Raw genomic sequence first — 25,105 nt, forward strand, 5'->3', positions numbered from 1 at the left:
GCACCAAATTCCAGGCTTCAAATTTGAAATGTGAAGAGGATAATGTGCCGATAGAATAAAATTATAAAATAGAGTCACGAGTTCAACTCAGTACTCAATTCTAATTACTCAATATTATAAAAATGTTGACAAAAAGAATAATTCCCTGCCTTGATATCAAAGATGGAAGGACCGTCAAGGGAGTAAATTTTGTGAGTTTGCGCGATGCCGGAGATCCGGTGGAGCTTGCTGAGGTATATTCAAAGTCGGGCGCAGATGAGCTGGTTTTTCTGGATATTTCAGCAACTGAAGAAAAAAGAAAGACCCTGGCAGAACTGGTTAGAAAAGTGGCTGCTACCGTTAATATTCCGTTCACTGTTGGCGGCGGAATATCTTCAGTAGAAGATGTGGATGTGCTGCTGCAAAATGGAGCCGATAAAGTATCTATAAATTCTGCCGCAGTAAAAAATCCTGAACTTATCAATGAACTGGCAGCAAAATTCGGCAGGCAGTGTATTGTTGTGGCTATAGATGCCAGGCAGGTACAGGGCAAATGGCTGGTACATCTGGTAGGTGGAAAAGTCCCGACAGAAATTGACCTTTTTGACTGGGTAAAGGAGGTTGAAGCACGCGGTGCTGGCGAGATCCTTTTTACTTCTATGGATCACGACGGTACCAAGGCAGGATTTGCCAATGAGGCCCTTGAAAGGATTTCAAAATTGGTGAGTATTCCCGTGATTGCTTCAGGTGGGGCAGGGAATAAAGAGCATTTTTGTGATGCTTTTACCAAAGGCAAAGCCGATGCGGCACTGGCTGCCAGTGTATTTCATTTCAAGGAGATTGAAATCAGGGATTTAAAACAGGAAATGAAGGAAAAAGGGATTGAAGTTAGAATTTAATGTTTAGTAATTAAGACCTCACAGGTTTTTAAAACCTGTGAGGTCTGCAGAAGAACCTGACAACCCACCACAACTATAAAATTAAAATAAATGAAAATAGATTTTTCAAAAGATAAAGACGGTTTAGTTCCTGCGATTATTCAGGATGCACAAACGAAAAATGTGCTCATGCTTGGGTACATGAACGAGGAAGCTTTGGAGAAGACTAAAGAGACCAAAAAAGTAACATTTTTCAGCAGGAGTAAACAAAGGCTCTGGACTAAAGGGGAAGAAAGTGGTAACTTTTTGCACCTTGTTGAAATGAAAATAGATTGCGATAATGACACGCTGCTAATTTTTGTAAGCCCAGAAGGTCCCACCTGTCATAAGGGTACCGATACCTGCTGGGGAGAAAAAAACACTTCAGAAATGCCATTTTTGGATACCCTGGAAGAAGTCATCTCAGACCGAAGATCAAATCCTGCAAATGAAAAGAGCTATGTGGCTTCACTTTTTAGAAGCGGCATAAACAAAATCGCCCAGAAAGTTGGAGAGGAGGCTGTGGAAGTTGTGATTGAATCTAAAGATAATAATGATGACCTGTTTCTCAATGAAAGCGCCGATCTTTTGTTTCATTATTTGATCCTGTTGCAGGCCAAAGGCTACAAGCTCAATGATGTCATTGAAGTTCTAAAGTCAAGACACAGTAAATAAAAATAGCCTGTGATGTGGATCACAGGCTATTCAAAATAATTCAATCAATTCTATTTAGAGTCTTCGGAATTCTTCTCTTTTTTGGTCTTTTCGACCTTGATCGTCAATTCATTTTTTTCTTCATCCAGATCCATAAAGACCTTATCTCCTTCAGAGATGTGCGAGGTGATTATTTCCTCGGCTAATGCGTCTTCAATGTACTTCTGAATAGCTCTATTCAACGGTCTTGCCCCATATTGCTTGTCAAAACCTTTTTCAGCAATATAGTCTTTGGCTTTTGGACTTAACTCAAGGTTGTAACCTAAAGCTCCAATTCTTCCGAAGAGTTTTTCGAGCTCAATATCGATGATCTTGTGGATGTCTTCCTGCTCAAGAGGATTGAAGATCACTACGTCATCAACACGGTTAAGAAACTCGGGCGCAAAGGCTTTTTTCAGTGCACTTTCAATCACACTACGGGCGTTCTCGTCTACCTGAGATTTCTTCGCCGAGGTGCCAAATCCGACTCCCTGACCAAAATCCTTCAGTTTTCTTGCTCCAATATTAGAGGTCATGATGATAATGGTATTTCTAAAGTCGATCTTACGGCCCAAACTGTCAGTTAAATATCCGTCATCAAGAACCTGTAGCAACATGTTGAAAACATCGGGGTGAGCTTTTTCCACCTCGTCTAGCAGGATCACGGCGTAAGGTTTACGTCTCACTTTTTCAGTAAGCTGTCCGCCTTCTTCGTATCCTACATATCCCGGAGGTGCACCAATTAACCTGCTCACCGCAAATTTCTCCATGTACTCACTCATGTCGATACGTATCAAAGCATCTTCATTATCGAACAGCTCACGCGAAAGTATCTTCGCCAACTGGGTTTTACCTACCCCTGTTTGCCCAAGGAATATAAATGAACCAATTGGTTTGTTAGGGTCTTTAAGACCTGCGCGGTTACGCTGGATGGCTTTCACCACTTTTCCAACCGCATCATCCTGGCCAATAACCTTTCCTTTAATTAATTCGGGTAACTTATATAGTTTGTTGATCTCGGTTTGGGCGATCCTGTTTACCGGTACGCCTGTCATCATAGATACCACATCGGCAACGTTATCTTCTGTTACGGTTTCCCTGTGCAGTTTAGATTCTTCTTCCCAACGTGCCTGGGCTTGAGCAAGATCTTTCTCTATGTTTTTCTCATCATCGCGTAATTTTGCAGCTTCTTCATATTTCTGCTTTTTAACGACTGTATTTTTAAGCTCCCTTACTTCTTCAAGCTTACGCTCAAGTTCAAGGATCTGTTTTGGCACATCAATGTTGGTGATGTGAACACGAGAGCCTGCTTCATCTAGCGCATCTATAGCTTTGTCTGGAAGAAACCTGTCGGTCATGTACCTGCTTGTTAGCTTTACGCAAGCTTCAATAGCTTCATCGGTATAGGTAACGTTATGGTGTTCTTCGTATTTATCCTTGATGTTGTTAAGGATCTCAATAGTTTCTTCAATAGTAGTAGGTTCTACGATCACTTTTTGGAAACGACGTTCTAAAGCACCATCTTTTTCAATATACTGCCTGTACTCATCGAGAGTAGTAGCACCAATACATTGAATTTCACCTCTTGCTAATGCAGGTTTGAACATGTTGCTGGCATCGAGACTTCCTGTAGCGCCACCGGCACCTACAATGGTATGGATCTCATCAATGAAAAGAATAATATCGTCATTCTTCTCCAGCTCGTTCATCACGGCTTTCATTCTTTCCTCAAACTGGCCGCGGTACTTGGTGCCTGCCACTAAACTGGCAAGGTCAAGTGTGACCACGCGCTTATCAAAAAGGATCCTTGAAACCTTCCTTTTTACAATTCGAAGGGCAAGACCTTCAGCAATGGCCGATTTACCAACTCCGGGTTCTCCAATAAGAAGCGGGTTGTTCTTTTTTCTTCGGCTCAAGATCTGTGAAACGCGTTCAATTTCTTTCTCGCGTCCTACAACAGGATCAAGTTTATCAAGCTCTGCAAGTGCAGTGAGATCCCTTCCGAAGTTATCTAAAACGGGAGTTTTGGATTTCTTTGTTGATTTACCGGGTGTACCGGCAAAAGGGTTGCTCTTTCCGGCGTCGTCTGAAGTTGCGTCTTCATCTGAAAATGATTCGGCAGTAGGAGCGTCCATATAATCATCATCATTGGTGATCATATATTTGAACTGATCTTTAACTCCGTCATAATCTACTTTCAGCTTGTTGAGGAGCTTGGTAGTAGGATCGTTTTCGTTTCTTAAAATGCACAACAGCAGGTGAGCTGTATTAATGGAAGTGCTTTGAAAAAGCTTGGCTTCCAAAAATGTGGTTTTAAGGGCTCTTTCTGCCTGGCGGGTTAAATGAAGGTTTCTCTTCTCGTTAGACTCTACAGCTACATCGGGGTTAGCCGGGCTAAGAATCTCTACTTTTCTTCTTAAATGAGTGAGGTCAACATCCAGGGCGTTAAGTATATTAATGGCTTTACCATCACCGTCCCTTAGAAGACCCAGCATTAAATGCTCTGTACCTATAAAGTCATGACCAAGCCTTAGGGCTTCTTCCTTGCTGTAGGCAATCACATCTTTTACTCTTGGTGAAAAATTATCATCCATGTTAATTCCTTTCTCTCTTGATTATATTTATTCAGGTTTCAAAAACCGTACCCGATTCTTTTTGTTCGTTTTTTATGAAGTAAAGCTAATTGACGAATTTGCTTCAATAAAACAAAGGAGAATGTAATGAACTTATTAACCAAGCACAACTAAAAATTTGTTAATAAAATACAAGAAAACCTCAATGAATAGTGCGCCCGTGTGGGGCAAAATTCGTAAATTGGCACGTTAGATTTTTGAACCAAAATAACAGATATTTATGGCTGAAGGAGAAAAGTTAATTCCTATCAATATTGAAGATGAAATGAAGTCGGCCTACATTGATTATTCAATGTCGGTCATTGTGTCACGTGCACTGCCAGACGTGCGTGACGGTTTGAAACCGGTGCATCGCCGGGTATTATATGGAATGTATGAACTGGGGGTACTATCCAACAGGGCTCACAAAAAATCTGCAAGAATTGTAGGGGAAGTACTTGGTAAGTTTCACCCGCATGGGGATTCTTCTGTTTACGACACTATGGTGCGTATGGCCCAGGAGTGGAGTTTGCGTTATATGTTAGTTGACGGCCAGGGTAACTTTGGTTCAGTTGATGGCGATAGCCCGGCTGCCATGCGTTATACCGAAGCCAGGATGCGTAAAATAAGTGAAGATATGTTGGCCGATATTGACAAGGAAACTGTTGATATGCAGCTTAACTTTGATGATACTATCCACGAGCCTTCAGTTTTACCTACACGTATTCCCAATCTCCTTGTGAACGGTGCCAGTGGTATTGCTGTTGGTATGGCAACAAATATGCCGCCTCACAACCTTTCAGAAGTTGTTGACGGTGTAACAGCATATATTGAGAATAATGACATTGAAATAGACGAACTCATTGAGCACGTAAAAGCTCCCGATTTTCCTACAGGCGGGACCATTTATGGTTATGACGGGGTTCGTGAAGCCTTTAAAACCGGGCGTGGCAGGGTTGTTATTAGAGCGAAAGCCCACACTGAAGAAGTTGCAGGGAAAGAGGCTATTATTGTGACTGAGATCCCTTACCAGGTCAATAAGGCTGAAATGATCAAGAAAACCGCCGAACTGGTTAATGAAAAGAAAATAGAAGGTATTTCTTTAATTAGAGATGAGTCTGACCGAAATGGAATGCGCATCGTCTATATATTAAAAAGAGATGCTATCCCCAATATTGTTCTAAACTTACTTTATAAGCATACAGCGCTTCAAAGCTCTTTTAGTGTAAATAACATTGCACTGGTAAACGGGCGTCCTCAAATGTTGAATTTGAAGGATATGATTTATCATTTTGTGGAGCATCGTCATGAAGTTGTGGTGCGCAGAACAGAGTATGAGCTAAGAAAAGCAGAAGAGCGGGCACATATTCTTGAAGGTTTGATTATTGCTTCAGACAATATTGACGAGGTTATTGCCTTGATAAGAGCTTCGAGTAATGCTGATGAAGCTCGTACTAAGTTAATTGAACGCTTCGAACTTACCGAGATACAGGCTAAGGCTATTGTTGAGATGCGTTTAAGACAGCTCACAGGTCTTGAGCAGGATAAACTTCGTGCTGAGTATGAAGAGATCATGAAGACCATTGAAGATCTTAAGGATATTCTTGCCCGTAAGGAGCGAAGGATGCAGGTGATAAAAGATGAAATGCTTGAGGTAAAGGAAAAATACGGAGATGAAAGACGCTCTGTTATTGAGTATGCCGGTGGAGATCTTAGCATGGAAGATATGATTCCAGATGAGCAGGTAGTGATAACTATTTCTCACGCAGGCTATATTAAAAGGACTTCTCTTACAGAATATAAAACCCAAAACAGAGGTGGAGTAGGACAAAAGGGTTCTACAACAAGAACTGAAGACTTCCTTGAGAACCTGTTTATTGGTACTAATCACCAGTATATGTTGTTCTTTACTGAAAAAGGTAAGTGTTTCTGGATGAGGGTGTTTGAGATTCCTGAAGGAAGTAAAACTTCAAAGGGTAGGGCGATTCAGAATTTGATCAATCTTGAACCCGATGATAAGCTTAAAGCATTTATATGTACTAAAGACTTAAAGGACGAACAGTACATCAATAGCCATTATGTGATGATGGCTACCAAGAAAGGGCAGGTGAAGAAAACTTCTCTTGAACAGTATTCAAGACCCCGAACAAATGGTATTAATGCAATTACTATTCGTGAAGGCGATGAACTTCTTGAGGCAAGACTAACTACAGGAGAAAGTCAGGTGATGCTGGCTTTAAGGAGCGGAAAAGCCATTAGGTTCGACGAGAGTAAAACCCGACCTATGGGTAGGAATGCTTCCGGAGTAAGAGGTATAACCCTTGCCGATGATAACGATGAGGTAGTAGGTATGATCACTATTGAGAACCCGATGGAAGAAACTGTACTGGTTGTTTCTGAAAACGGTTATGGAAAACGTACTTATATAGATGATCCTGAAGATGGAGAACCAACTTATAGAATTACAAACCGTGGAGGTAAAGGTGTTAAAACCATTTCTATAACCTCTAAGACAGGTAGTCTTGTGGCTATTAAAAGTGTTACAGATCTTGATGACCTTATGATCATCAACAAATCTGGACTTGCTATTAGAACATCTGTTTCAAATCTACGGGTAATGGGTCGTGCAACCCAGGGTGTTAGGTTAATTAACCTTAAAAATAATGACTCTATTGCTGCAGTGGCTAAAGTGATCAATGAAGAAGAAGATGTTGAGGATGTAGCTGGTGACGCAACCCCCGAAGCGACTGATCAAAATCAGGATGGCACAACTATTGCGAATGACAGTGAGGAATAATTTTAAATCAAAACCAAAAAAGATGAAAACCAGAATTTTAACGGCAGCATTCGCTATGTTTACTGTCGTATCATTTGCCCAAAAGAAGGAAATCAAGCGAGCCGGTAAAGCGGTTGAGAAAGGAGAATATCAGGAAGCTAAGAATTACCTTCAGCAGGCAGAAGCACAGTTAGCTAGCGCTGACGAGGATGAAAAAGCTGATTTCTACCTTTACAGAGGATATGCATTGGTAGGAAACGGAGAAAATGTGGCTACTGCCGACTTAATGGCAGCTTCTGAAGCAATGAAAAAAGCTAAGGAACTTGGTCATGATGAGGCAGAGCAGGGAATGGCTGCAGTAAGTAATGCCCTGGTAAATGCAGCTATTGCAGACCAAAATGCTCAAAATTTTTCAGATGCATCCAAAAAACTGGAGACGAGCTTTAGAATGAGTAATCGTGACACCGTATATCTTTATTATGCAGCTTCTAATGCTGTAAATGCACAAGATTACGATGAAGCTTTAAGATATTATAAGGAGCTTCAGGATCTAGGTTTTACAGGAGAAGAAACTATCTATACAGCTGTAAACAAAGAAACCGGGGAAGAAGAGAGAATGGCTTCCAAAGAGCAGAGGGACCTTTTTGTAAAATCTGGTAATTACATCAATCCTCAGGATAAGAAAGAGGAATCTAAAGAAGGAGAGATCGCTAAGAACATTGCCTTAATCTACATTGAAAAGGGTGACAATGAAAAGGCGGTTGCGGCAATGGAAAGAGCCAAACAGGCAAATCCTAATGATGCCAGCCTTATGCAGGCAGAAGCAGACATGTACTACAGAATGGGGGACATGGCAAAATACCGGGAAATTCTTGAAGAAGTTGTAAGTCAAAATCCAAATGATGCCACTCTATATTACAATATGGGAGTAAGTTCAGCAGAACTTGGAGAAAAAGAACGTGCTGTAGAATACTACAAAAAAGCTCTTGAAATTGATCCTGAAATGAACAATGCCAGAATCAACATTGCTTTTGTAATTCTTTCTAAAGAAACTCCTTTGGTAGAAGAGATGAATAGTCTTGGTATGAGTAAGGCAGATCAAAAGAAGTATGATGAGCTTGCTGAAGAACGTCAGCAAATTTATAAAGACGCACTTCCACACCTTCAAAAAGTAATAGACAGAGATGCCGGTAACATTGAAGCTGCCAGAACGATTATGAATATCTACTATCAGTTAAATGAAATTGAAAAAGCAGAAGAAATGAAAGCTAAGATCGCAGAGCTTGAAGCTTCAAGCGCAGCGGCTCCAAAGCAGTAAACAGAATATTTGTTTGACAAAAAAGCCCGTTCATTTTTTGAACGGGCTTTTTTTATATGATCTTTTTTATCACTCTAAGCTTATGGGTATGCCGGCGTAATTCGGCATTGTAGATCCCCGAATGGTCTATACGATCAAGCCGCACCTTACCGTCTACATGGATAATGTAGTTGTCTCTCATCATAATGCCCACGTGATTAATTGATCCGTCGGGGCTGTCGAAAAAAGCCAGGTCACCTGGTTCACTTTCTTCTATAAAACTAAGAGATTCTCCCTGCTGCGCCTGTTGGGCTGCATTTCGTGAAAGTTTATAGCCGTTAAGTTTGTATACCATTTGGGTAAAACCACTGGCATCAATGCCCATAGGACTTTTTCCGCCCCACAGGAAGGCCGCATTCAGGTATAAAAAGGCAGTTTCTATCAGCTTTTCTTTTGGTTGTGCTTTTGTAGTGACCGCACCCGAATGTTCATGTTTCATGAGGGTAACCGCATTGAGCACAGAGCCAAGAGGAATTGGAATAAGCTGTCCTTCGCCTGTCACAAACTCCATAAGGTCTGCTGAAAGTTGAAGTTCTTCCGCTTCCAGTTTTTCGAAATCGGATTGAGAGATCTTTAACAGTTGTTTATTATCTATCCAGGCCTCGAGGTCTTCAAAAGAAGTGCGTATTCTTGACCATTTTCCTCTTTCTTCCAGAACCTTAAAAGTTTCTCCGTATAGCAGCTGACTAACCATTTCGGCGGTGTGTGCAGGTTCTGCTCTTAGCGGAACCGTACCTAAAATACAAATGGCATATTGCATCAAAAAGGTGCTTTCTAACCTGAATTATTGTGGACGTTCAATGACTATTGCCGAAGCACCACCCCCCCCGTTACAAATGGCCGCAGCACCTATTCTGGCATTGTTTTGCTCCAAAACACTTAACAGGGTAATTATGATTCTCACACCAGAACAACCAAGGGGATGACCTAAAGAAACGGCACCACCATTAACATTCGTATTTTTATCGGTTAAGCCCAATATTTTCATGTTGGCCAACCCTACTACAGAAAAGGCTTCATTGAACTCAAAAAAGTCAACTTTTTCCTGAGGAATATTGGCTTTTTTAAGAGCTTTAGGTAAAGCTATAGCGGGAGCAGTGGTAAACTTCTCCGGGTCCTGGGCGGCATCTGCGAACCCTTTAATGCTGGCAAGGATCTTTAGTCCCAGTTCTTCGGCTTTCTCACGGCTCATTAGAACCACAGCACCGGCACCATCGTTTATAGTAGAAGCGTTTGCAGCTGTAACCGTACCTTCTTTAGAAAAAGCAGGGCGTAAAGATGCAAGTTTATCCATTTTTACATTCTTGTATTCTTCATCCTCCTTCACAATTACCGGATCTCCTTTTCGTTGGGGAACTTCTACAGGTACCACTTCATTGTCAAACTTTCCCTCTTCCCATGCTTTTGCAGATCTTTGATAAGATTGCGCAGCAAATTTATCCTGGTCTTCTCTCGTAAATTCATGTTCTATGGCACAATTATCGGCACAAACTCCCATAGCAAGCTGGTTGTAAGCATCCATAAGTCCGTCTTTTTGTAAGCCGTCAATCATAGTAGCTGGCCCAAACTTCTGGCCATTTCTAAGGTGAAGGTAGTGAGGGATCATACTCATATTTTCCATTCCGCCGGCTACAACGATATCAGCGTCTCCCAGGGCGATAGATTGTGCCCCCTGCATTACTGCTTTCATACCGCTGGCACAAACTTTATTTACAGTAGTACATGGTACAGAATGAGGAATACCGGCGCCTAAAGCAGCCTGTCTTGCAGGTGCCTGCCCCAGCCCGGCCTGTACTACATTTCCCATGAGGACTTCGTCTACCATTTCAGGTTTCAGGTTGATCTTTTCCAGGGCTCCTTTAATGGCTATTGATCCCAGTTTGGTTGCGGGAACTGTTGATAAGCTACCCAAAAAACTACCTATTGGAGTTCGTGCGGCGCTCACTATGACTACTTCCTTATTCATGGTTTAGCGGATTAAGATTTTACTTTTTGCGAATTTAATCATTTTATAAGGAAGAAACCAATGGGTTCTCTACAGCCAGCTTTTTTTAGTACTTTTGATAAGAGATAGCCCGGAATGAAATCATTTATAAACAGCCTTTATAAAAATCAGGATCTTTTTTACAAAGTTTTCTTATTTCTACTTACCACCTTCATCATTGTGTACATGTTTCCAAAAGGTGGAAAATTTAAATATGAGATCCCTAGAGGAAAGCCATGGCAGTATGAGAACCTATATGCCCCTTTCGATTTTGCCATTTTAAAGGGCCCCGATGAACTTGCTGCAGAAAAAGAGGAGATCAACAAGACTCATGTTCCTTACTACGATTACAATGCTGAAGTTGTCTCGCAGGTTGAGGCTAGCCTGGATGAGCAGTTTGTCCGAATATTTCCGGATACCCTCACCCGGAGAGAAAATATGCGACTTCAGGATTTTATTCAGAATACTTTTGAAGAGATCTATGATGCCGGGGTGCTGCAGGAGATCGTTCCGCTAAGCCCAGATCAATTGGTTTACCTGCGGGAGGGGAATGAAGTCACCGAGGTTACCTATAAAAGCATTATAAAACAGAACCAGTTGAGGGACTTTCTCAACAGGAAAATAGATAAGGCGCAGCTGCAAAATTATCGGGAGGAGTTGATTGGGTTGTTTTTTGACAGCGTGAAATCCAACGTTACCTATAATGAAGCCCTAACGCAAAGTGATCTTGAAAGCAGGTATAACCAGATTTCGTATACCCGCGGAAATGTTGAACGGGGGACAATCATTGTTGCGAAGGGAGAAGTGGTAGAGGGAGATAAACTACAGGTACTCAATTCCCTTAAAGCCGAATTTGAATCGCAGGTGTGGAGTGAGGCCAACTACAACTGGGTGATTGTGGGGTATACGCTGCTTGTCTTTCTCGCTTTACTCATGTTGATGCTGTTCATTCGAAAATATCGCTATGACATCTTTCAGAACAACATAAAAGTAACCTTCATTTTCTTTAACGTCACACTTATGGTGCTGCTCACCGTATTGGTGATAAGGTTTAACGTGGCATACGTTTACGTGGTGCCTTTGTGTGTGCTGCCGCTTACCATTAAAGGTTTCTTTGATTCAAGGCTTGGCTTGTTTACCCATGTTATTACTGTATTGCTACTTGGATTCATTGTTCCGGATAGTTATGAATACATGTTCCTTCAAATAATAGCAGGTATTGTTACGATTCTTACGGTTTCAGAACTTTATAAAAGAGCTAATTTATTTATTACAGTAGGGCAAATTACCCTTGTGTATATTGTCTCTTATTTTGCCTTTACCATAATTCAGGAAGGTTCGATCTATGAAGTAGAACCCGAAACTTTCCTCATGTTCCTGCTCGGTGGCTTGGCAACCCTTTTTGTGCAGCCGCTAATCTATGCTTATGAAAAGATATTCGGATTAATTTCTGATATGTCGCTGCTCGAATTGTCTGATACCAATTCTAAATTGCTAAAAGAACTTTCAGATAAAGCCCCGGGTACTTTTCATCACTCGCTCAATGTGGCTAATCTCGCAGAGGCAGCGGCAAATGAGATCAATGCAAATGCCATGCTGGTGAGGGTAGGAGCGTTATATCACGACATTGGGAAAATGCGAAATCCAACGTATTTTACAGAGAACCAAACTACATCGGTAAATTCTCATGATGAACTTTCCCCTAAAGAAAGTGCAGAGATTATCATTGAACACGTTATTAATGGGATAGAGGTTGCCAAAAAAAGGAACCTTCCAGATAGGGTTATCGACTTTATTCGAACCCATCACGGCACCACTACGGTCTATTATTTTTTAAAGAAAGCCATGGAAAATGATCAGCACGTGAATGAAGACGATTACAGGTATCCCGGGCCAATGCCATTTAGTAAAGAGACTGCTATCCTTATGATGTGCGACAGTGTTGAAGCTGCAAGCAGAAGTATTAAGGAACCTACGGCCAATATGATCGATGAGTTTGTAGAAAGGATCATCAACAAACAAATGGAAGATGGCCAGTTCCTCAATTCAAATATTACCTTTATGGAAATTCAGCAGGTAAAAAAGGTGCTGAAGCGCAAGCTTAAAAATATCTACCATCTAAGGATAGAGTACCCGGAGTAGGTTTTACCACACCTTTACAATATTCACTTCGCCGTCTCTGAAGCTAAAGGAGTCTCCTGCTTTTTTACCTTCCATTTCCTTATAAATAGGGGAATCTGTAGAGATTGCGTAGACTTTGCTGCCACTTTCCATATCCAGCTCTCCAAGAGGGACAGATACAAAGTAGTAGTTGTTTTCGGTTTCCACCACACTACCGGGTCTAACCACTTCGCTGCGATGGTCCCTGTCCAGGTTCGCCAGCGTTTCTTTCATGTTGCGCACCCGGTCAAGATAAACTGCGTTTTTCTCATATTCGGTCAGCATCTCTCCTTTATTCCCGTATTCGTCAAAATCGGGATGAAATTTATGCTGCTCGTTCTGGCCGCTAATGGTGTTCATTTTCTCATTATACTGGTCAATTTTATCATTGACCTGGTCCAGACATTTATTAAATAATTCTTCTTTGTTAATGCTCATTTTTTTCTCGTTTTGTTTAAAATTAGCCAACGTGATATTCAAAAAAGAACAATTAGCAAAAGTTTAATAATTACAATTTATTCGGAATCCCCTTATACCGCCGGCAGTTTATCGAGCAGCTGTATATTGCTTTGCAACCTGTTTTTCACCAAATCCATCATCCTTTTGTTAAGTGCCGATGAATTGGTAATGTAGTAGCTGTACTCTTTAATAGTGAATTGTCCTATGATCATTCCTTTTAAGCTGTTTCGGAATTTCATGTCCTTCTGAACAGCATTTTCTATATACGCCAGTCTTTTTTCTATGCTCATGCCGTAAAACACGTTCTTGTGTTTTTGTACGTAATTCCTGAAGGCTTCCAGTAGCAGGTCATTTTGCAGTAAGATCACCGGGCGCAAAGTGAGGTTTTGGAATTGCTCATCGGGTAGGGTTGAAGCTTTTACGACTGCCGATTCTATATGTGGCCTTAGTTGGAGAAGGAGTTCATCACGTTCTTTCATCGCTTTGGTTTTGTTTAAAGATAGCGAAAGTAAGTCCTGCTTCCCCGGGCGGCCTTTGTGAATTATAAACCTGTTGTAAACAATTGCGCTTCAGTTAAAGTCTTTTTAATAATTTCTTCTGGCGATACGTTCTTCTTACCTTTAAAAAAAGCCATTTTTATGATCCTTTCAAAAAACCCATATACAGGGGAAACCCTGCAAGAACATAAAGAATCAACTTCAGAAGATATCGACAAAGCACTGGAAAAAGCTACGGCAGTATTCCGGGAGTGGAAAACCACATCTTTCTCATTTCGGTCAAAGCTTATGCTGAAAGCTTCCGAAGAACTTAAAAAAAATAAGCAGGAATATGCCGAAACTATTACCAAAGAAATGGGGAAACCTATTAAACAGGCTATTGCTGAAGTAGAAAAGTGCGCCTGGGTGTGCGAATATTATGCTGAAAATGCCGAAGCACAACTTGCTCCTGAAACTATAGAAACTGATGCCGAAAAAAGCTACATCAATTATGCGCCTTTAGGAGTGATTATGGCAATTATGCCGTGGAATTACCCTTTTTGGCAGGTATTCAGGTTCGCGGCTCCGGCTTTAATGGCGGGGAATGTTGGGGTGCTTAAACACGCTAGCAATGTGATGATGTGCGGGAAGAATATCGAAAAAGTGTTTATAAGAGCCGGCTTCCCTGAAGGTTGTTTCCAAAATCTCACCATTGGAAGTAAAAAAGTGGAGGAAGTGGTGAAAGATAAAAGAGTAAAAGCAGTGACCCTTACAGGCAGTGAAGGTGCCGGAGGCAGTGTTGCGGCGACAGCAGGAAAAGAAATAAAAAAATCGGTGCTCGAACTGGGTGGGAGCAATGCCCTGGTAGTTTTTGATGATGCCAATTTGGAAGAAACCGTCAAAACCTGTGTACAGGCAAGGTTTCAAAACACCGGACAGAGCTGTATAGCCGGAAAACGCCTTTTGCTGCATAATAATATTGCTGAAAAGTTCACTGAAATGTTCCTCAAAGAGGTTAAGGAATTAAAAGCGGGAGATCCTATAGATGAAGATACTTTTATTGGCGTACAGGCTAGGGAAGACCTGGCGAAAGACCTGGAAAAGCAGGTAAATGATTCCGTTGAAATGGGCGCGAAGATCCTCACGGGTGGGGTGCGAAAAAAGGCATTTTACGCACCTACTGTTTTGAAAGATGTGACTCCTGAAATGCCGGTTTTTAAAGAGGAAACTTTTGGACCGGCCATAGGGATTACCACTTTTAGATCTGATGAAGAAGCCGTAAAACTTATAAATTCGACCCAATTTGGCCTGGGAGTGTCTCTTTTTACGAAAAGCCGGGAAAAAGCTCAAAATCTTATTCCGAAAATAGAAGATGGGGCAGTGTTTGTCAATGAGCTGGTGAAAAGTGATCCGCGTTTACCTTTTGGAGGCACCAAAAAGTCGGGTTATGGCCGGGAACTATCAAAATTTGGTATTAGAGAATTTGTAAATATCCAGACAGTGTATTTTAAGTAAGAAATATGGCAAGGCAGAATATATCAGTTACAACAGATAGTGTGATTTTTTTCAGAAATAATAATCAGCCAAAAGTGTTGCTGGTTAAGCGGAAAAAAGATCCTTTTAAGGACCAGTGGGCGCTTCCGGGAGGCTTTCTTGAAGATGAGGAACCCCTGGAGATTGGTGCCAAAAGAGAGCTTGCAGAAGAGACAGGTCTAAAAGTGGAAAACCTGAAACAACTTAAGGCTTTTGGAACCCCCGGAAGAGATCCCAGGGGCTGGACGATTAGTATTCCGTTTTGGGGCGAGGTAACTTCCGAAGAAAAAGTTGAGGGAAGCGATGATGCTGCCGATGCACGCTGGTTTTTTCTGAATGATCTACCCGAATTGGCTTTTGATCATTCCGAAATTCTTGAGCTTGCACGGGAGGCATTTCTGGGGCAAAATGATTAACTTTATTGCTCTTAAAAAAATGAGTTCCCTATGAGATTTCACACCCGAAAATGGATTAAACCACAAGACCTTAACCCCAATGGTACGCTTTTTGGCGGCCGCTTGTTAGAATGGATAGACGAGGAAGCTGCGCTTTACGCTATCATACAGCTGGAAAATTCCCGCACCGTTACAAAATTTATGAGTGAGATCGATTTCAAAAGCTCTGCCAGGGAAGGGGATATTATTGAAATAGGAATGGATGTGGTGAAGTTTGGAAATGCTTCCATAACCCTTCGTTCGGAAGTACGTAATAAAATGACCCGCGAAGTGATCATTACTATAGACCGAATTGTTATGGTTTCTCTTGATGAAAACGGAAAGGCAAAACCTCACGGTAAGACAAAGATCGAATACGTGAAAGACCGACTGAAAGATTAGCCGGTACCGGTGATAAAACTACAAACAGCACAAGCTTCAGGAGTTTTTAAAACTGTTGCTTGTGCTGTTTTTTTGCTTTATTTCCAAGGTTTTCTAAACTCCCACTTTTAAAAAAAATCCTTCCGAAGAGAAGTGTAATGTAAAGCTTACTTGGACTGCAGGGGTTTAAGAGCTTTCAAAATATCGTCACCTGAAGGAGATTCGAATAGTTGCAAATCAAAATAAGGAATGGCAGCTATAAGGTGATCAAAGATATCGGCTGTAATAGCTTCATAATATTCCCATCTCTTGTCTTCGCTAAAGCAGTAGATTTCAATAGGAATTCCCTGAGTTGTGGGTGGGAGATGCCTTACCATCATGGTCATTTCCTTATGTATCTTTGGATGTGCTTTTAAGTAGGAGAGGGCGTATTGCCTGAAAACACCCAGGTTGGTTTGATGTCTTCCATTGATAAGATACTTTTTATCTACTCCCAACTTACTATTATAAGTGTTGATCTCTTCCTGCTTTTCGTGTATGTATGAGGCAATCAAATCAAACTCCTGAAACCTAGCCAGATCTTCATCATTAATAAACCGTATGGAGTTTTGTTTAATATTAAGGGAACGTTTGATGCGCCGCCCGGGAGATTCCTGCATTCCGCGCCAGTTGTGGAAAGAATCAGAAATCAGGTTATAGGTAGGAATAGTGGTGTAAGTATTGTCCCAATTTTGGACTCTTACGGTGGCGAGGTTGATTTCTGTCACAAAACCATCGGCTCCATATTTACTGAAGGTTATCCAGTCTCCAATGCGCACAATATCGTTTACCGAAACCTGTATGGAGGCGATAAATCCAAGAATGGTGTCTTTGAAAATAAACAGGATAATGGCTGAAGCTGCTCCTAACGAAATAAGAAAACCGACAACAGATTTTCCGGTGAGTTCCGAGAACATGAATATGATCCCTATAGACCAGAAAAATATGATAAGAATCTGTGCGTAACTCTCTATAGGCTTGTCGTGGTAACGCTCATGCCTTTTCATATAATTCGTAGTGGTACGAACCAGGCTTCTTCCGATAAATACAGTAAGAAAAATAATATAGATGTCTACCAGCTTTTCGAATACAGAGAGCAGCTTGGGGTAATCTTCAAATACTACAGGCACCGTGAGGATGAGCAACAAAAGCGGGAAGATGTTGCTTATATACCTCGGAAAATTGCTTTTTACAAGATAATCATCAAAGGTGGTTACGGTCTTATTCGTAAATCTTTGAAATGAGGTAAGCACCAGCTTCTTGGTGATGTAATGCATAACATACCAAAGAACACCTACTATGGCAATGTTGATAAGCATGTTCAGGAAATGAGCGACATCTACGTCCATTCCCTGTTCAATAAAGTAGTTCGCTAAAAAATTACCCAGTTCCCTTGTTTGTTCCTTCATCCTCTAGAGATATTTCTTCTCTACATAAAAAGGACCCAGGGGCAACACAGAACTAAGACAAACAATGAGCAAAGTCTTTGTCTTCCACTGTAAAGGTTTGAATAGGAGTAAAGCTCCAAAGATATAGGCTACAAATAATAAACCGTGGGCCATTCCCACAATACGCACCATTTCTGGCGCTTCCCAAATGTACTTTAAAGACATGGCGATGAGTAAAAGGACCAGAAAGGAAATCCCTTCAAAAATGCTTATCCACTTAAATATTTTTACTTGTGATTCTAATGACATAGCTGTGCTTTTTTCAAGTTGCAAATATACCTTAAAAGGTCTTAAGATAAGGTTGAAAAATCTTATTTTCTTTGCCTATAGGCTCCTGCTGAAGCTCTTGTTCTTTGATTGTTAATCACATATTAGCAGTATGTAAAAGACATAACATTTTAGGTCGTGGCCTCTCAATTTTAGTGGTTAATTTCTTAATTTGCGGGATACTCAGAAATAGTAAAAATGAATAAAAAAATACTGGTCACAGGTGGATTGGGTTTTATAGGATCCCATACGGTGGTTGCACTTCAGGAAAGAGGTTTTGATGTGGTAATTATAGATAATCTTTCAAACTCCTCAATCGAGGTCCTTGGTGGCATAACGAAGATCACCCGAATTTCTCCGGAATTTGAAAATCTGGATCTGCGGGACAAACAGGCAGTTAATAATTTTTTTGAAAAATATCAGGATATAGACGGCGTCATACATTTCGCTGCTTCTAAGGCTGTGGGAGAAAGTGTTCAGAATCCGTTGCTCTACTATGAAAATAATCTCAATACGCTTATCTATCTGTTACAACAGCTAAAGGAAAAGGAGGCGCCAAAATTCATCTTTAGTTCTTCCTGTACTGTTTACGGGCAGGCAGATGAATTACCTATTACTGAAAATGCCCCTGTTAAGAAAGCAGAATCCCCTTACGGAAATACAAAACAAATTGGCGAAGAGATCATTTTTGACACCTGTAGTGCGGTACCGCATTTAAAAGCAATTTCTTTGCGATATTTCAATCCAATAGGAGCCCATCATTCTGCCAATATTGGAGAGCTGCCTATAGGAACACCTCAAAACCTGGTGCCGTTTATTACTCAAACTGCAGCCGGAAAAAGAGAACTGCTTTCCATTTTTGGTAATGATTATCCTACACCAGATGGTACCTGTATCAGGGATTATATTCATGTAATGGATCTCGCCCGTGCCCATGTAATTGCCTTAGAGCGCCTACTGGACGATGAGCAGGTCGAAAATTACGAGGTCTTTAATCTAGGGACCGGAAAAGGAAATTCTGTTTTAGAAGCCGTAAAGGCTTTTGAAAAGGTATCAGGAAAAAAACTGCCCTATACCTTTGTTGACAGAAGGGAAGGGGATATTGTTGCTGCTTATGCCGATACTACCAAAGCCAACGGAGTGCTAAACTGGACAGCAGAATTTAATATTGAAGATGCTATGGAAAGTGCCTGGAAATGGCAGCAGAAGCTAGAGGAGAAAAATTAGAAAAAGTAAACTGTCTAAAATATAAGCTTAAAGGCTAATTCAAACTTTGTGTGTACTTTCCTGAAGGAAAGTTCTAGAACCCAATCTCTCACATTGAGCTCATAAGGGATTTACATTTTAGACAGTTTTATATGCTTCAGTTAGTTTACAATAAACGCATGAATAACTCCGGGTAACCAACCTATTAATGTCAGGATAATGCTTATCAAGAGAGTTGTTCCTACTCCATGGTTTAAATAAACGGCTAAAGGAGGTAAAAGGATATTCAATATGATTGTCAGCATGTTTCTTTTTTTATTGGTTATACAACCAAATTAATGATAAATTATTAAAATTTCTCCGCATATTTTTGGTTTAGCTTCAATTTAACATGCAGATAATTAATATCTTAAGACCTCTATAAAATGGATCTTAAAAAGTAAAGAGCTACTAACTTCATTCAGTAGCCCTAACTAAAAAGTTCATCGGGAAAAGGCTATCTTCGCAAAAAATTAGTGCAATGACATTTAAGGACCTGGGAGTATCAGAAGACATTATCAAAGGCTTGAACGAGATGGGGATTATAAACCCAACTAAGATTCAGGAAGCTGCAATCCCAATATTAACCGAAGGAGAGGTAGATTTTGTGGGGCAGGCACAGACAGGTACCGGGAAAACAGCAGCCTTTGGTTTGCCTATTCTCGCACAGGTTGATCCTGCTAAAGATGAAATACAGGCTTTAATTCTTGCACCAACCAGAGAATTGGGGCAGCAAATTGCCAGACAACTTTTTAAATTCACCAAGTATACCGATAAAGTTTTTACTGAAGCTGTTTATGGCGGTGAGAGAATAGATATACAGATCTCCAGACTTAACCGCCCTACTCAAATTGTAGTAGCTACACCCGGAAGGTTGATTGACCTTATGAAGCGTAAAGCTATTGATATTAGGAAGGTAAAGACCCTGGTGCTTGATGAGGCAGATGAAATGCTGAGCATGGGCTTTAAAAAAGATCTTACCGAAATATTAGAAGGCACTTATTCACAGGAAAGAAATGTATGGCTTTTCTCGGCTACCATGCCGCATGAGCTTAATGAGATCATTAATAAATACGTCAAAAAGAATGCCCGTAAGGTGAGCATTGATAAAGAGGATGCTGTAAACACCGGAATTGAACACCAATTTGTGACCGGTGATGACAACAGTAAACTTGACACACTTGCTTACTTTCTTAAAAGTCAGGGGAAAAAGCGTGGAATTATTTTCACGAAAACAAAAACCGCGGCAAGAACGCTTTCAAAACAATTGGCCGCTAAAAATTATGAAGTCGGACTTCTTGAAGGCGATATGCTTCAGAAAGACCGGGACAAAGTAATGAGAGCTTTTAAGGGAAAAAACCTGAGGCTATTGGTTTCTACTGATGTAGCCGCCAGGGGTATTGATGTTGCAAATCTTGCTTTTGTGGTGCACTATCAACTACCAGATCAAACCGATTACTACACTCACCGAAGTGGCCGTACTGCAAGAGCTGGAAATACCGGGTTATCCCTTGCCCTTGTTAATCAATATGAGCTTAAAAAGCTCCGCCAGATGGAAAGGGAATTAAATATAAAATTCACCCAGATTCGCTAATTAGAGAAGGTCGCAGCTTTCTTTATCAAGTTCGGTCTCTATGGTGTAATGGTCAAAATGATACTCCTGGAGCACATTTTTCACCGCCCGTTTCACATCCAGTAACTGCTGGAATTTACTGATATCTTCCAGCTTTATGTGGGTGGTAAATACATGATCTGTGCCTTCAAGAGACCATACATGCATGTGGTGTAGGGAAGCAATATGTGGAATAGCCTGGATTTTATTTTCAATTTCTTCAAGATTGATCTCTTTTGGAACGCCCTGTAAAAAGATAAACAGGGTCTCCTTAAGTCGCTTAAAAACGTTGTACAGAATGAAAACGGTTATTAGCAGCGATAGGGCGGGATCAAGATAAGGGGTTTCATAAAAATGCAGTACTATAGATACAATAAGAACTGCTACCCATCCCAGTACATCTTCTATGAGGTGCCAGGAAACCACTTTCTCATTCATAGAAGAACCTTTTGAAAGTTTCCAGGCTGCAAGGCCGTTAACAGCAACTCCAACCAGGGCAAAGACCAGCATCCCGCTAGCATCAGAATATTCAGGATTTATAAGGCGGTCAATAGCTTCAGATATTACATATATTGAACCCCCAATGAGTACAAGACTGTTAATTAATGCACCTAAGAGCGAAAAGCGCTTATAGCCAAAACTGAACCTGTTATTTCGTCCCTGTCTCGATTTGTTTTGCAGATACCAGGAACTGCCAAGGGAAATAGTGTCCCCAAGATCGTGGACAGCATCTGAGATAATGGCCACACTGTTTACGTAAAATCCTCCAATGAGTTCAAAAACAGTAAAGGCGGCATTGAGAAAAAAAGCGAATTTTATATTCTTACTTGATCCGTGGTGGTGATCGTGACCCATAAAAAAATCCCGTTTTGTCTCTCAAAAATACGGGATTTTAAAAGGATTTTGGAGTGTTGCTCCTTATATTTTATACAATCTTAAAGATCACAAGCGCATAACCGTAGAATCTTATGAATCTCAAGAGGCCAAATAATAAGTAGTACCTGAATTTGTAATTGATAATCCCTGCGGCCACACTGGTGATAGAAAATGGAATGGGTAAAAGAGCACCTACTACAATAAGAAATCCGCCCCATTTTTCAGTATTTTTGATGTGCTTTGCCATTTTAGTCTCCATAGCGTCATGTACTGCCGGGATCATTTTAATGGCCTTACCCATCCAGTAAGAAATAATTCCGCCTAAATAAGAAGCCAGGGCCAATAAGCTAAGATAAGTTATGGGCATGGCCGATTTCCCTGACCATGCGATAAAAAGCTCGGGGGGGACCAGTCCAAGAAAAATAGATTCAGAAGCCAAAAATACCGCCAGTATCCCAACAGGAGAATAGGTCTCGGTAACCGTAACCAGAATGCTGTTGATGTTGATTACATACTCGTTAATTGCAAATAGAGCAGCAAGAAAAAGTATGACCGGTAAAATGGCCTTTTTGAGACTATTGCCTACAAACTTGTAGAATCCTGTGTAATTGTAATATTGGTGAAGTAATTTCCAGCGTGGTTTTTTGTTCAAGACAACCTCATTTTTCTTTTTCATATTCAACTTCTTCATTAAATGGCCCTTTATTAATAATATTTTCAATTATTGAGCCAATCCAACAAAACGAAAGGTTAATTCTCTTCAGCGTAGGCAATCAAACTATTACTGTATTCCCGCAATTCAATAGCGTTAATTTTATTCTTGGCTTCTGCCATTAGAGACATCAGGTAATCCAGGCTCTCGGCAGGATCAAAACTTTCACTGCTGGGAGTTTCTTCTTCAAAACCTTCAACAGGTTCGTCATCAGGAATTGGAATGTCAAAGGTGTTGTGCGCTTCAATGTGCTCATAAGTAAGCCTTATCACCTTAGCCAGTAGCGGGCTTTTTTCCTCAACAGCATATGGCCGCAACTCCTTTAAATCTTCAACTATAGTATTAGTAATAATACCATTGCGCATAAGGTCGCGCTGTATTTTATTCAGAAGTTTTTGTGCCTTAGGATTTTCCAACGATTACAGTATTTTATGAATAATTAAATTAAACTTTCCAAAAAGCCGCTATTTTAGGTCTCTTCGGAAAGGTGGCAAAGATAATTGATTCTGCGTGTAATTTGTGTTAGTAATTTTAAAGATTTTTCTCTTAGAAGTTAAAATTTGGTTTTCTGCCCTTCTTCGGAAGAATTAACAAAGTCTTAAAAGCTTTGTGATCTCATTTGCTCCACATATTTGGTAGCTTTAGGCTGAATAAAATTAAATACAAATGAATAATTTAGAAAATAAAGTAGCTTTCGTTACTGGCGGAAGTAAAGGAATTGGATATGGGATTGCAGCTGCTCTTTCTGCTATGGGCGTAAGAGTAGGGATTACCAGCAGGCATAAAGAAGAAGCAGAATCGGCCGCAAAGGAAATCACCAAAAACGGAAAAGCCGAAGTGATTGGAATTGAAGCCGATGTGAGAAACTTTGAGAGTCAGCAAGCGGCCATAAAACAGGTAACCGACAAATGGGGACAGCTGGACGTTGTGGTGGCTAATGCCGGAGTCGGGCATTTTGGCTCTATAGAAGATCTCACTCCCGAGCAGTGGCAACAAACTATAGATACAAATTTAACCGGTGTCTTTTATAGCTTAAAGGCTTCTATTCCCGAACTGAAAAAAAGCAAGGGGTACATTTTTACGATCTCCAGCCTGGCGGGTACAAATTTCTTTGCCGGGGGTTCTGCCTACAATGCAAGTAAATTTGGAGTAACAGGATTCACTCAGGCTGCTATGCTCGATCTTCGGAATTACGAAATCAAGGTAACTACCATTATGCCTGGTTCTGTAGCTACACATTTTAATGATCACAACCCGGGAGACGAAGATGCCTGGAAAATTCAGAAAGAAGATATTGGTGAATTAGTTGTAGACCTCTTGAAAATGAACCAAAGGGCTTTGCCTAGCAAAATAGAGATTAGGCCAACCACGCCGCCTAAAAAATAACAGGAATAAAAATATAAGTATCAAAAAAGGAGGTTTAAACCTCCTTTTTTGCTGTCTTAAGTTGCGCAGATTGTGCCAGGTCTATCACCTTATCAGCAATTCCCAACCAGGCTTCTTCCTGTAGAAAGTGCCGGGATCTTAAGGTGTGGACCTCTTTTAGCCCCGCCACTTTTTTGATTTCCTCGCCATAAGTTTCCAGCTGCAACGCCGGATCTTTAGCACCCCAGATTGCCTGTACAGGATATTCTTTAGTTTGAACAGCTTTATAGCACAGGTCACGAAACTCGTTGGAATGATCAAAGTTCCTCATGATCTTTAAAAAGGCTTTTCCATTGTCTTCCCTTTTTAGAAGATCTACATAGGCGTTTATTTCAGAAGTACTTATGCGTGAAGAATTCACCACGCCCATTTGTTTAAACATTACAGGCCAGGTGACATGGCTTATCATTTTAAGTTCTGCTTCTCCCAGCACCCTTTTTTCAAAAGGCCTCATTACTACCGGTTTCTTGAAGTTCACTACATCTACCCAGGTATTGAGAATGGTGAGGGACATGATGCGATTGGCATGTCTTGCAGCAAGTGCAAAACCTATTGGCCCTCCCACGTCGTGAACCACGAGATGAAACTTTTTAAGCTTAAGGACTTTAGCAGCTTTATAAAGAAAATCGGCTAGGTTAGAAAAAGAGTAATTAAAATTATCAGGTCTGTCTGTTAATCCCAGTCCCGGCATGTCTATGCTTACTCCTTTGTAACCTTTCTTCTCCAGAGACCTTAGTACCTTTCTATACAAAAAAGATGAAGTAGGAACTCCGTGAAGGCAAAGAACAGGTTCGCCCCGGCCGTATTTTAATGCAAAGGTTTTTATGCCGTCTACATCAAAATACTTTCCGGAAGCTTCATGCTCTTTGATTACTTCGGTAACAGATTTTTCTTTTTGAGCCATAGGCTACTTTTATTTTTGAAGCATGTTCAGTAGTTCGCGGGCTGCTTTTTCAGAAGAAGCCGGGTTTTGTCCGGTTATAAGTTTGCCGTCTACCAGCACGTAAGAACTCCAGTCGTCACCTTTACTGTAGTCTGCTCCCAACTGGTTCATTTTATCTTCAACAAGAAAAGGAACTACATTGGTAAGGCCTACTGCATCTTCTTCAGAATTTGCAAAGCCGGTAACTTTTTTACCTCTTACTAAAGGGTTTTTGTGATCTTCAACATTTGCCAGTACACCGGGGGCATGACAAACAAAAGCCATTGGTTTCATTTGGTCGTTAAAAGCTTCAATAAGTGCAATCGATTTTAGATCATTCGCAAGGTCCCAAAGCGGACCGTGACCACCTGGATAAAATACTGCGTCAAATTCTTTAGCGTCAACGTCTTCCAGTTTTTTTGTAAGCGAAAGCTTTTTTTGCAGGTCATCGTCTTTATCAAAACGCTTTGTAGCTTCGGTTTGCGCATCTTCGGTAGTACTTGATGGATCAATAGGAGGCTGGCCTCCTTTTGGCGATGCAAGAGTGATCTCGGCACCGGCATCTGCAAGTACATAATAAGGTGCAGCAAATTCTTCTACCCAAAATCCGGTTTTTTTACCTGTGTCTCCCAATTTATCATGAGAAGTCAAAACCATTAAAATCTTCATAGTTCTTTTTTTAATTTAAGTTTGGAATGGCCTGTCAATTCGGCCTTTTTGATGGATCTTAAAATTACAACGCACGGAGGCTAAAGCCAAAGCTGAGATACTAATTAAAGGTTAAATTCTTCATGGGGT

24 protein-coding genes are annotated in these 25,105 nt (G+C 40.8%); 11 read left to right on the forward strand and 13 right to left on the reverse strand.

Features of this window, described 5'->3' with window-relative positions; translation table 11 throughout:
- The first annotated feature begins 122 nt into the window (after positions 1 to 122).
- Together hisF and hisIE are read left to right on the forward strand one after the other, a co-directional pair.
- Entirely contained in the window at positions 123 to 878 is a 756-nt protein-coding gene (gene hisF, locus V5739_RS15270; RefSeq protein ID WP_423818880.1) for an imidazole glycerol phosphate synthase subunit HisF, read from the forward strand.
- A gap of 90 nt (positions 879 to 968) precedes the next feature.
- Positions 969 to 1,571 carry a bifunctional phosphoribosyl-AMP cyclohydrolase/phosphoribosyl-ATP diphosphatase HisIE gene (gene hisIE / locus V5739_RS15275; RefSeq protein ID WP_423818881.1) on the forward strand — a complete coding sequence of 201 codons (603 nt, stop codon included), beginning with the start codon at positions 969 to 971 and terminating at the stop codon, positions 1,569 to 1,571.
- Positions 1,572 to 1,621: 50 nt separating this feature from the next.
- Here hisIE and V5739_RS15280 read toward each other — a convergent pair whose 3' ends face one another.
- Positions 1,622 to 4,183: an ATP-dependent Clp protease ATP-binding subunit gene (locus tag V5739_RS15280; RefSeq protein ID WP_266068564.1), complete on the reverse strand. Its 2,562-nt coding sequence runs from the start codon at positions 4,181 to 4,183 to the stop codon at positions 1,622 to 1,624.
- A 259-nt stretch (positions 4,184 to 4,442) separates the two neighbouring features.
- Here V5739_RS15280 and gyrA point away from each other — a divergent pair, with 259 nt between their 5' ends.
- Together gyrA and V5739_RS15290 are read left to right on the forward strand one after the other, a co-directional pair.
- Positions 4,443 to 6,998 carry a DNA gyrase subunit A gene (gyrA, locus tag V5739_RS15285; protein WP_423818882.1) on the forward strand — a complete coding sequence of 852 codons (2,556 nt, stop codon included), beginning with the start codon at positions 4,443 to 4,445 and terminating at the stop codon, positions 6,996 to 6,998.
- 22 nt (positions 6,999 to 7,020) lie between these two features.
- Positions 7,021 to 8,295 (forward strand): tetratricopeptide repeat protein, encoded by a 1,275-nt coding sequence (locus V5739_RS15290; RefSeq protein WP_423818883.1) that lies wholly within the window; start codon positions 7,021 to 7,023, stop codon positions 8,293 to 8,295.
- A 52-nt stretch (positions 8,296 to 8,347) separates the two neighbouring features.
- Here V5739_RS15290 and V5739_RS15295 read toward each other — a convergent pair whose 3' ends face one another.
- Positions 8,348 to 9,094 (reverse strand): NlpC/P60 family protein, encoded by a 747-nt coding sequence (locus tag V5739_RS15295; RefSeq protein ID WP_423818884.1) that lies wholly within the window; start codon positions 9,092 to 9,094, stop codon positions 8,348 to 8,350.
- 24 nt (positions 9,095 to 9,118) lie between these two features.
- Positions 9,119 to 10,300 (reverse strand): acetyl-CoA C-acyltransferase, encoded by a 1,182-nt coding sequence (locus V5739_RS15300; RefSeq protein WP_423818885.1) that lies wholly within the window; start codon positions 10,298 to 10,300, stop codon positions 9,119 to 9,121.
- Positions 10,301 to 10,414: 114 nt separating this feature from the next.
- On the opposite strand from V5739_RS15300, the gene V5739_RS15305 reads away from it, so the two are divergent.
- Positions 10,415 to 12,460 (forward strand): HD family phosphohydrolase, encoded by a 2,046-nt coding sequence (locus V5739_RS15305; RefSeq protein WP_423818886.1) that lies wholly within the window; start codon positions 10,415 to 10,417, stop codon positions 12,458 to 12,460.
- Positions 12,461 to 12,463: 3 nt separating this feature from the next.
- Here V5739_RS15305 and V5739_RS15310 read toward each other — a convergent pair whose 3' ends face one another.
- Positions 12,464 to 12,916: a transcription elongation factor gene (locus V5739_RS15310; RefSeq protein ID WP_266068570.1), complete on the reverse strand. Its 453-nt coding sequence runs from the start codon at positions 12,914 to 12,916 to the stop codon at positions 12,464 to 12,466.
- 92 nt (positions 12,917 to 13,008) lie between these two features.
- Positions 13,009 to 13,416 (reverse strand): glyoxalase, encoded by a 408-nt coding sequence (locus V5739_RS15315; RefSeq protein ID WP_266068571.1) that lies wholly within the window; start codon positions 13,414 to 13,416, stop codon positions 13,009 to 13,011.
- 159 nt (positions 13,417 to 13,575) lie between these two features.
- Here V5739_RS15315 and V5739_RS15320 point away from each other — a divergent pair, with 159 nt between their 5' ends.
- From V5739_RS15320 to V5739_RS15330, 3 genes are read left to right on the forward strand one after another with little or no spacing between them, the layout of a single operon-like run.
- Entirely contained in the window at positions 13,576 to 14,928 is a 1,353-nt protein-coding gene (locus V5739_RS15320) for an NAD-dependent succinate-semialdehyde dehydrogenase (RefSeq protein WP_266068572.1), read from the forward strand.
- Positions 14,929 to 14,933: 5 nt separating this feature from the next.
- Complete coding sequence (locus V5739_RS15325) at positions 14,934 to 15,362, forward strand: NUDIX hydrolase (protein ID WP_266068573.1); 429 nt, start codon at positions 14,934 to 14,936, stop codon at positions 15,360 to 15,362.
- Between the two features lie 30 nt (positions 15,363 to 15,392).
- Positions 15,393 to 15,782, forward strand: coding sequence for an acyl-CoA thioesterase (locus V5739_RS15330; RefSeq protein WP_265163383.1), 390 nt, complete (start codon positions 15,393 to 15,395; stop codon positions 15,780 to 15,782).
- 146 nt (positions 15,783 to 15,928) lie between these two features.
- Here the strand turns inward: V5739_RS15330 and V5739_RS15335 are convergent, their stop codons facing one another.
- Together V5739_RS15335 and V5739_RS15340 are read right to left on the reverse strand one after the other, a co-directional pair.
- Positions 15,929 to 17,209, reverse strand: a complete 1,281-nt coding sequence (locus V5739_RS15335) for a mechanosensitive ion channel family protein (protein WP_423818887.1) — start codon at positions 17,207 to 17,209, stop codon at positions 15,929 to 15,931.
- A gap of 3 nt (positions 17,210 to 17,212) precedes the next feature.
- A complete protein-coding gene (locus tag V5739_RS15340; protein WP_423818888.1) occupies positions 17,213 to 17,497 on the reverse strand; it encodes a DUF3817 domain-containing protein in 285 nt (94 codons plus the stop codon).
- Between the two features lie 216 nt (positions 17,498 to 17,713).
- Here V5739_RS15340 and galE point away from each other — a divergent pair, with 216 nt between their 5' ends.
- Positions 17,714 to 18,742, forward strand: coding sequence for a UDP-glucose 4-epimerase GalE (galE, locus tag V5739_RS15345; RefSeq protein WP_423818889.1), 1,029 nt, complete (start codon positions 17,714 to 17,716; stop codon positions 18,740 to 18,742).
- A 140-nt stretch (positions 18,743 to 18,882) separates the two neighbouring features.
- On the opposite strand, the gene V5739_RS15350 is transcribed toward galE, so the two are convergent.
- Positions 18,883 to 19,026: a YqaE/Pmp3 family membrane protein gene (locus V5739_RS15350; RefSeq protein ID WP_093112854.1), complete on the reverse strand. Its 144-nt coding sequence runs from the start codon at positions 19,024 to 19,026 to the stop codon at positions 18,883 to 18,885.
- Between the two features lie 215 nt (positions 19,027 to 19,241).
- On the opposite strand from V5739_RS15350, the gene V5739_RS15355 reads away from it, so the two are divergent.
- The gene (locus V5739_RS15355) at positions 19,242 to 20,354 is read left to right on the forward strand and encodes a DEAD/DEAH box helicase (protein ID WP_423818890.1); all 1,113 of its coding nucleotides are present in this window, start codon (positions 19,242 to 19,244) and stop codon (positions 20,352 to 20,354) included.
- Here the strand turns inward: V5739_RS15355 and V5739_RS15360 are convergent, their stop codons facing one another.
- The 3 genes from V5739_RS15360 to V5739_RS15370 form a co-directional block, all read right to left on the reverse strand.
- Entirely contained in the window at positions 20,355 to 21,227 is an 873-nt protein-coding gene (locus V5739_RS15360) for a cation diffusion facilitator family transporter (RefSeq protein ID WP_423818891.1), read from the reverse strand.
- 70 nt (positions 21,228 to 21,297) lie between these two features.
- Positions 21,298 to 21,939, reverse strand: a complete 642-nt coding sequence (locus tag V5739_RS15365; protein WP_345598510.1) for a YqaA family protein — start codon at positions 21,937 to 21,939, stop codon at positions 21,298 to 21,300.
- Between the two features lie 59 nt (positions 21,940 to 21,998).
- Positions 21,999 to 22,376 carry a hypothetical protein gene (locus V5739_RS15370; protein WP_423818892.1) on the reverse strand — a complete coding sequence of 126 codons (378 nt, stop codon included), beginning with the start codon at positions 22,374 to 22,376 and terminating at the stop codon, positions 21,999 to 22,001.
- Positions 22,377 to 22,626: 250 nt separating this feature from the next.
- On the opposite strand from V5739_RS15370, the gene V5739_RS15375 reads away from it, so the two are divergent.
- Positions 22,627 to 23,346, forward strand: a complete 720-nt coding sequence (locus V5739_RS15375; RefSeq protein ID WP_266068580.1) for an SDR family oxidoreductase — start codon at positions 22,627 to 22,629, stop codon at positions 23,344 to 23,346.
- Positions 23,347 to 23,380: 34 nt separating this feature from the next.
- On the opposite strand, the gene V5739_RS15380 is transcribed toward V5739_RS15375, so the two are convergent.
- Positions 23,381 to 24,289, reverse strand: a complete 909-nt coding sequence (locus V5739_RS15380; protein ID WP_423818893.1) for an alpha/beta fold hydrolase — start codon at positions 24,287 to 24,289, stop codon at positions 23,381 to 23,383.
- Positions 24,290 to 24,298: 9 nt separating this feature from the next.
- Positions 24,299 to 24,976 carry a type 1 glutamine amidotransferase domain-containing protein gene (locus tag V5739_RS15385; protein ID WP_423818894.1) on the reverse strand — a complete coding sequence of 226 codons (678 nt, stop codon included), beginning with the start codon at positions 24,974 to 24,976 and terminating at the stop codon, positions 24,299 to 24,301.
- Positions 24,977 to 25,105 lie beyond the last annotated feature (129 nt).

The sequence above is a fragment of the Salinimicrobium sp. TIG7-5_MAKvit genome, assembly GCF_049569215.1.
Classification (GTDB): domain Bacteria; phylum Bacteroidota; class Bacteroidia; order Flavobacteriales; family Flavobacteriaceae; genus Salinimicrobium; species Salinimicrobium profundisediminis.